This is a genomic window from Pseudomonas brassicae (assembly GCF_010671725.1).
Taxonomy (GTDB): domain Bacteria; phylum Pseudomonadota; class Gammaproteobacteria; order Pseudomonadales; family Pseudomonadaceae; genus Aquipseudomonas; species Aquipseudomonas brassicae.
Genome location: NZ_JAAHBU010000303.1, coordinates 1 through 7880, shown reverse-complemented (window position 1 = coordinate 7880; position 7880 = coordinate 1). Strand labels below are relative to the sequence as shown.

Genomic DNA, 7880 nt, shown 5'->3' with positions numbered 1-7880 from the left:
CCAGCGAAGGGGCCCGAAAGCCAGGCCTAACCTTGCTGGCGCCCCAGCATTCCGCGCAACCGGGGGGTCAATTCGTCGAACAACGTCTGGACCGACCGCAGCGCCCGGCAGTCAGGCCTTGTCAGCAGCCACAGCTCCGTATTGCAGCCTGGCAGCGCACCGCTCAACTGCTCCACGCCCGGCAAGGTATCGGCCATGTAGTCGGGCAGGGCCGCCACTCCCAGCCCTGCCGCCACCAGCTGTGCGATCGCCGAGATCCCGCTGCAGCGATAGCGCGGCATCACGCCTGGCAGTTGCTGGCTGCGCCACACCACCGTGGCGTGGTCCTGCATCGAGTCATCCGGTGCGATCCATGGCACGCTGGCTGGCGCCTCGGCCAGCCGCTCGCGGTACTCCTCGCGGCCGCAGATCACATACGATGCCGCTCCGAGGCAGCGCCCGACAAGGTGCTCAGGTGGCGAGTTGGTCAGGCGCAGGGCCAGGTCCGCATCGCGCCGGCTCAGGTTGGCAAAGGTATTGGAGGTTGCCAGCTCCAGCGACAGTGCCGGGTAGGCCGGCATGAACTCGGCCAGCGCCGGCAGCAGCAAACTGTGCAGTACCGCATCGGTACAGGTCAGGCGCACCGTGCCACTGACCACCTGTTCGCCATGCTCCAACGCCACCCGCGCCGCATCCAGCGCCTGTTCGGCACGTTCAGCCTGCTCGGCCAGTGCCTGGGCAGTGCCGGTGGGGATGTAGCCCTTGCGGCTTTTCACGAACAGTGCGGTACCCAATGCCGCCTCCATGCGCCGGATCGAGCGGAACACCGTCGAAACGTCCACGCGCAGCAGCTCTGCTGCCTTGGCCAGCGAGCGTCCACGCACCAGGGCGAGAACCAGGGAAAGGTCGGCGTGGCTGATCTGATATTGCATCGGTGCACTCTTTGCTTGCCTAAATGCCAATGTCTGTTGCATTGGGGCCATTCTATAGTGAGGCGGCAGTCGTGAATCAACCCGCGACGTTGTCTGTACCTGGAACGACCGTACGAAACCGCGGCGTTCGACAGTTCCCCACGATGGGACCCTTAAAAACAACAATGAAACCATCGCCGCTCCCGATAGCGCTGTAACACCTCCTCCATTGCCGCCCGATAAAAAATCAAAGGATGCCTAGCCATGACGTCGGTCTCCCCGTGCGCCATCCCACTCGACGAGATGGGTGAATTTCTCAAGGCCCACCCTGAGGTGCAATTTGTCGATCTGCTGATTGCAGACATGAACGGCGTGGTGCGGGGCAAGCGCATCGAGCGTGCCAGCCTGGTCAAGGTCTACGAAAAAGGCATCAACCTGCCGGCCTCCCTGTTTGCTCTGGACATCAACGGCTCCACCGTCGAAAGCACCGGTCTTGGCCTGGACATCGGCGACGCCGACCGCATCTGCTACCCGATCCCCGGCACCCTGAGCTTCGAGCCCTGGCAGAAGCGCCCGACCGCCCAATTGCTGATGACCATGCACGAGCTCGACGGCACGCCGTTCTTCGCCGACCCGCGCGAAGTGCTGCGCGGCGTGGTCGAGAAGTTCGATGCGCTGGGCCTGGATATCTGTGCGGCGTTCGAGCTGGAGTTCTACCTGATCGATCAGGACAACCTCAACGGTCGCCCGCAGCCGCCACGCTCGCCGATTTCAGGCAAGCGCCCGCAGTCGACCCAGGTGTACCTGATCGATGACCTGGACGAGTACGTCGACTGCCTGCAAGACATGCTCGAAGCGGCCAAGGAGCAAGGCATCCCGGCCGATGCGATCGTCAAGGAAAGTGCCCCGGCGCAGTTCGAGGTCAACCTGCACCACGTCGCCGACGCCATCAAGGCGTGCGACTACGCCGTGCTGCTCAAGCGCCTGATCAAGAACATCGCCTACGACCATGAAATGGACTCCACCTTCATGGCCAAGCCCTATCCGGGCCAGGCGGGCAATGGCCTGCACGTGCACATCTCGCTGCTGGACAAGAAAACCGGCAAGAACATCTTCACCAGCGATGACCCCGAGCACAGCGAAACCCTGCGCCACGCCATCGGTGGCGTGCTCGAAACCATGCCGGCCTCGATGGCCTTCCTGTGCCCCAACGTCAACTCGTACCGCCGTTTCGGCGCGCAGTTCTACGTGCCCAATGCGCCGAGCTGGGGCCTGGACAACCGCACCGTGGCGGTACGCGTGCCGACCGGCAGCAGCGATGCGGTGCGCATCGAGCACCGTGTTGCCGGCGCCGATGCCAACCCGTACCTGATGATGGCGTCGATCCTGGCCGGTATTCACCACGGCCTGACCCAGCAGATCGACCCGGGCGAGCCGGTCGAAGGCAACGCCTACGAGCAACTGGAACAGAGCTTGCCGAACAACCTGCGTGATGCGCTGCGCGAGCTCGATGACAGCGAGGTGCTGAACCAGTACATCAGCCCGGACTACATCGACATCTTCGTCGCCTGCAAGGAAAGCGAAATGGCGGAGTTCGAAGTGTCGATCTCCGACCTCGAATACAACTGGTACCTGCACACGGTGTGACGCCTGGATCACGCAGCAACGGAGGGTTAACCGATGAACACGACCGCAGGGCGCCTGCCCTTGATTGGTGTGAGTGCCTGTCGCCAGCAACTGGGCAAGAACTCTTCGCACACCGTGGGCGACAAGTATGTCGAGGCGGCCGGCTTTGCCGGGCTACCCCTGATCCTCCCTGCGCGTGACGAGGCAGGCGACCCGAACCTTGTGCTAGAGCGCCTGGATGGCATTCTTTTTACCGGTTCGCCTTCTAATGTCGAGCCGCATCATTACAATGGCGCGCCCAGCGTGGAAGGCACCCGTCACGACGTGTTCCGTGACCGCCTGACCCTGCCGCTGCTGCAGGCCGCGATTGCCCGCGGCGTACCGGTGCTGTGCATTTGCCGGGGTTTCCAGGAACTCAACGTCAGCCTGGGCGGTACCTTGCATCAACGTGTGCACGAGCTGCCCGGCTTTCTGGACCACCGCGAACCGCCGGATGCGCCGCTGCAAGAGCAATACAGCCCCCGCCACCTGGTCACTGTGCAGCCCGGGGGGAAATTCGAGCAGCTGGGGCTGCCCTGCCGTTTCATGGTCAATTCGCTGCACAGCCAGGGCATCGATCGCCTGGCTGATGGCTTGCGGGTCGAAGCGCTGGCCCCCGATGGACTGATCGAAGCCATGTCGATGGATGACGCCCGCGGTTTTGTGGTCGGTGTGCAATGGCACCCGGAGTACCGCTTCGCCGAAAACCCGGTTTCGCTGCGCCTGTTCGAGGCGTTTCGCGAAGCCTGCATCGCCTACGCCCAGAGGCGCGAGGACGCCCTATGAGGTGACCCGGCCGGGCCGGCGCGATGCACTGCAACACGATTCATTGAGTGATAGCGGGCGCCCTGCGGAGCGCCCGAAAAATAATACCAATAGTGGCGGCAACTACTCATGAGTGAACCCAAAGCAGGCCTGTCCCCAGGTGTGGGCGGGCGTTCCAAAGGGCTGGCCAAGGGCCGGCTGGGACTGCTGGCCAGCATCGTGCTGGGCATTTCCACCATCGCACCGGTGTATACCCTCACCGGTGCCCTGGGCCCGACCGTGCGTGAAGTCGGCGCACACCTGCCGGCGGTGTTCATCGTCGGCTTCCTGCCCATGCTGCTGGTGGCCCTGGGTTACCGCGAGCTGAACGCGGCCGAGCCCGACAGCGGTACCTCGTTTACCTGGTCTGCACGCGCCTTCGGCCCGATGATCGGCTGGATCGGCGGCTGGGGGCTGGTGACGGCCACCACCATCGTGCTGTCGAACCTGGCCGGGGTGGCGGTGGACTTTTTCTACCTGTTCCTGGGGCAGGTCACCGGCAGCCACGAGGTGGCAGCGCTGGCAGACAACCTGCTGATCAACGTCACCACGTGTTGCGTGTTCATCGCCATGGCGGTGTGGATCTGCTGTCGGGGCATCGCCACCACCATGACCGTGCAATATGGCCTGGTCGCCTTGCAGTTGCTCGTGCTGGTGGGCTTTGCCATGGCCGCATTCGGCGAGTCGGCGTCAGCGCCGCCGCTGGAGTTCGACCTGGACTGGTTCAACCCGTTCGGCGTGGAGTCGTTCTCGGCATTCACCGCTGGCCTGTCGCTGTCGATCTTCATCTTCTGGGGCTGGGACGTGTGCCTGAGCATCAGCGAAGAGTCGGTAGGCAGTGACGACGTGCCGGGGCGCGCTGCGACCCTGACCGTATTGCTGATTCTGGGCCTGTACCTGGTGACCGCGATTGCCACCCTGCAGTTTGCCGGTATCAGCGACATCGGCCTGGGGCTGGGCAACCCGCGTATTCAGGAAAACGTGTTTGCTCACCTGGCCGGCCCGGTGATGGGGCCGTTGGCGATTCTGATGTCGATTGCGGTGCTGGCCAGCACCGCAGCCTCGCTGCAGTCCACCTTCGTTTCGCCGGCGCGTACCTTGCTGGCGATGGGGTACTACGGTGCGGTGCCGGAGCGTTTCGCCAGCGTCTGCCCGCGTTCGAAAACGCCGCGTTACGCCACCATCTGTGCAGGTGTGGCTGCCGGCGTGTTCTACGTGACCATGCGCACTCTCAGCGAAAACGTACTGGCCGACACCATCACCGCCCTGGGCATGATGATCTGCTTCTACTACTCGCTGACCGCGTTCGCCTGCGTGTGGTACTTCCGCCACAGCCTGACCGACAGCGTGCGCCACTTCCTGATGCGCGGCCTGTGCCCGTTGCTGGGTGGCGGCATCCTGTCGGTGATCTTCCTGCAGACGGCCTACGACAGCGCTTCGCCGACCTTCGGCAGCGGCTCGCATGTAGGTGGCCTGGGGCTGGTGTTCGTGATTGCGGTGATCATCACCCTGCTGGGCCTGGTGCTGATGATGCTGTCGCGCCTGCGGGCGCCGGCGTTCTTCCTGGGCATGACCCTGCGCCGTCACGCCACGGTGCCCAGCCGCGGTTAAGCGGCCGGGCGGGCTGCTCAGGCAAGCAATTGCGTGAGCAGCTCGGTGTGGCGCTGTTGCTGTTGCGTGCGTTGCAGCCGGTTGGCGCGGAACACCGCCTTGAGGTCTTCCAGGGCCGTGGCAAAGTCATCATTGATGATGACGAATTCGTACTCGTCGTAGTGCACCATCTCGCTGACCGCTTCGCGCATGCGCCCTTCGATGATCTCGTCGCTGTCGGTGCCGCGGTTGGTCAGGCGCTGACGCAATGCCTGCTGGCTGGGCGGCAGGATGAAGATAGAGCGCGCCTCGGGCATCAGTTTGCGCACCTGCTGCGCACCCTGCCAGTCGATTTCCAGAATCAGATCATGCCCTTGGTCGAGGGTGTGCTGCAGTGCGCTGCGCGAGGTGCCGTAGCAGTTGCCGAACACTTCGGCCTGCTCAAGGAAGTCACCCTGGGCGATCATGCGGTCGAACTCGGCGCGGTCGACGAAGTGGTAGTTCACGCCGTCGGCTTCGCCCGGGCGCATGGCGCGGGTGGTGTGCGAAACCGACACGCGAATGTGGTTGAGCTCGGTGGTCAGCATGTTGACCAGGCTGGTCTTGCCGGCGCCCGAAGGGGCCGAGACGATGAAGAGGGTGCCGCTGCTGTGGGTCATGGTAGGGGTGGCCTTACTCGATGTTCTGTACTTGTTCACGCATCTGCTCGATCAGCACCTTGAGGTTGACCGCCGCTTGGGTGCTGCGTGTGTCGAAGGCTTTGGAGCCCAGGGTGTTGGCTTCGCGATTGAGTTCCTGCATCAGGAAGTCCAGGCGCCGGCCGGCGGCGCCGCCCGACTTGAGCACGCGCCGCACCTCTGTCACGTGGGTGCTGAGGCGGTCGAGTTCTTCGGCCACGTCGCTTTTCTGCGCGAGCATCACCATCTCTTGTTCCAGGCGCTGTGGGTCGAGCTCGGCCTGCATGTCGGCAAAGCGGTCGAGTACCTTCTGGCGCTGGGTGGCGAGCATCTGCGGCACCAGCGCGCGCAGGGTGGTGACTTCTTCGCTCATGCTGTCCAGGCGCTCGTTGATCAGGCGCGCAAGTTCCGCGCCTTCGCGGTTGCGACCGTGCTTGAGCTCTTGCAGAGCCTGTTCGAACAATTGCATGGCTTCGCTGTTGAGCGCTTGCGGGTCGCTGGCATCGGCTACCAGCACGCCAGGCCAGGCCAGCACTTCGAGCGGGTTGAGCGCGGCCGGCTGCTTGATCAGGCTGGCCACGGTCTCGGCGGCGGCGACCAACTGCGCGGCGCGCTCGCGGTCGACCTGCAGCGGCTTGCCGGCGTTTTCCTCGTTGAAGCGCAAGGTGCACTCGACCTTGCCGCGCGAAAGGCCCTGGCGCAGCGCTTCACGCACGGCGCCTTCGAGGTCGCGCAGGGCTTCGGGCAGGCGCAGGTGAGGCTCGAGATAGCGATGGTTGACCGAGCGCAGTTCCCAGATCAGGGTGCCTTGGGTCCCGGCCTGCTCGACGCGGGCGAAGGCGGTCATGCTGTGCACCATGGGAAATACCTCGCAGGTAAGGGCGCAACCCAACAGGCTGCAAAGGCGCAGGATTGTAGCGCAGTGCGGCGCCGCCTCCCAATGCGCTGATGGTACAAAACGCCGTTCGGGCAGCCGGAAAACCCGACCAGGGTGGTCAGGCGCGGGCTTTGCGCGGTATACACCGACGATCGGCTGGCCGTGCATTTGCCCACAGGCATGTCCAGCACGGCCCTGTGGCCCTATAATGCCGGGCAGATTCATATCCAGTACAGGTAGCCCAAATGAAACGTCCAAGTGGTCGCGTTGCCGATCAGCTGCGCTCGATCCGCATCACCCGCAACTACACCAAACACGCCGAGGGGTCTGTACTGGTCGAGTTCGGTGACACCAAAGTCATCTGCACGGTCAGCGTCGAGAACGGCGTACCGCGCTTCCTCAAGGGCCAGGGCCAGGGTTGGTTGACTGCCGAGTACGGCATGCTGCCGCGCGCCACTGGCGAGCGTAACCAGCGTGAAGCCAGCCGTGGCAAGCAGGGCGGTCGCACCCTCGAAATCCAGCGCCTGATCGGCCGCTCGCTGCGCGCTGCACTGGACATGAGCAAGCTGGGCGACATCACCCTGTACGTCGACTGCGACGTGATCCAGGCTGACGGTGGTACCCGCACCGCGTCGATCACCGGTTCCATGGTGGCACTGGTCGATGCCCTGCGTGTGGTCAAGAAGCGTGGCGGCCTCAAGGGTGGCGACCCGATCAAGCACATGATCGCCGCCGTGTCGGTGGGCATGTACCAGGGCGAAGCCGTGCTGGACCTGGACTACCCGGAAGACTCGGCCGCCGAGACCGACCTGAACGTGGTGATGACCAGCGCCGGTGGTTTCATCGAAGTGCAGGGCACCGCCGAAGGCGCACCGTTCCAGCCTGAAGAGCTCAACGCCATGCTGGCGCTGGCGCAAAAGGGCATGACCGACCTGTTCGAGCTGCAAAAGGCTGCCCTGGCAGACTGATCGGGAGTGGTCATGGTCGAGGAGCCCAACACCGTCGTGCCGAGTGATGCTGCGCGTCACTGGGGCATGCTGTGCCACCTGGCGGCGGCCGCTGGCATGGTGGTGCCGTTTGCCAACCTGATCGCGCCGCTGGCGGTGTGGTGGTTCAGGCGCGGCGTCGACCCGTTCGTCGATGCCCAGGGCAAGGAGGCGGTCAACTTCCAGCTGACCATGACGCTGCTGGGCATGGTGTGCATTGTGGCCTTCACCGTACCGATGGCGAAGCTGGCGCTGACCATCATTTCGCTGGGCGTGGCGGTGTTGATCATCATTGCGGCGGTCAAGGTCAAGCAGGGCAAGGCGTTCCGTTATCCGCTGGCCTGGCGTGTACTGGCCTGAAACCGCAGCGTTCTCTTCGCTGGCAAGCCAG

8 protein-coding genes are annotated in these 7880 nt (G+C 64.1%); 5 read left to right on the top strand and 3 right to left on the bottom strand.

The genetic code is table 11. The annotated features are described in order from the left end of the window. Positions 1 to 26: 26 nt before the first annotated feature. Positions 27 to 911: a LysR family transcriptional regulator gene (locus G3436_RS19510; protein ID WP_163948283.1), complete on the bottom strand. Its 885-nt coding sequence runs from the start codon at positions 909 to 911 to the stop codon at positions 27 to 29. Positions 912 to 1154: 243 nt separating this feature from the next. Here G3436_RS19510 and G3436_RS19505 point away from each other — a divergent pair, with 243 nt between their 5' ends. The 3 genes from G3436_RS19505 (at position 1155) to G3436_RS19495 (ending at position 4970) form a co-directional block, all read left to right on the top strand. Continuing rightward, positions 1155 to 2537, top strand: a complete 1383-nt coding sequence (locus G3436_RS19505; protein WP_163948280.1) for a glutamine synthetase family protein — start codon at positions 1155 to 1157, stop codon at positions 2535 to 2537. A gap of 33 nt (positions 2538 to 2570) precedes the next feature. Next, positions 2571 to 3341, top strand: coding sequence for a gamma-glutamyl-gamma-aminobutyrate hydrolase family protein (locus G3436_RS19500; RefSeq protein WP_163948277.1), 771 nt, complete (start codon positions 2571 to 2573; stop codon positions 3339 to 3341). Between the two features lie 108 nt (positions 3342 to 3449). Further along, a complete protein-coding gene (locus G3436_RS19495; RefSeq protein WP_163948275.1) occupies positions 3450 to 4970 on the top strand; it encodes an APC family permease in 1521 nt (506 codons plus the stop codon). A gap of 17 nt (positions 4971 to 4987) precedes the next feature. Here the strand turns inward: G3436_RS19495 and gmk are convergent, their stop codons facing one another. Then, a complete protein-coding gene (gene gmk / locus G3436_RS19490; RefSeq protein WP_163948272.1) occupies positions 4988 to 5608 on the bottom strand; it encodes a guanylate kinase in 621 nt (206 codons plus the stop codon). 13 nt (positions 5609 to 5621) lie between these two features. After that, positions 5622 to 6485, bottom strand: a complete 864-nt coding sequence (locus G3436_RS19485; RefSeq protein ID WP_163948268.1) for a YicC/YloC family endoribonuclease — start codon at positions 6483 to 6485, stop codon at positions 5622 to 5624. A 263-nt stretch (positions 6486 to 6748) separates the two neighbouring features. Here G3436_RS19485 and rph point away from each other — a divergent pair, with 263 nt between their 5' ends. Next, positions 6749 to 7471, top strand: coding sequence for a ribonuclease PH (rph, locus tag G3436_RS19480; RefSeq protein ID WP_163948265.1), 723 nt, complete (start codon positions 6749 to 6751; stop codon positions 7469 to 7471). Positions 7472 to 7483: 12 nt separating this feature from the next. Continuing rightward, positions 7484 to 7849, top strand: a complete 366-nt coding sequence (locus G3436_RS19475) for a DUF4870 domain-containing protein (RefSeq protein ID WP_163948262.1) — start codon at positions 7484 to 7486, stop codon at positions 7847 to 7849. The last annotated feature ends 31 nt before the right edge of the window (positions 7850 to 7880 follow it).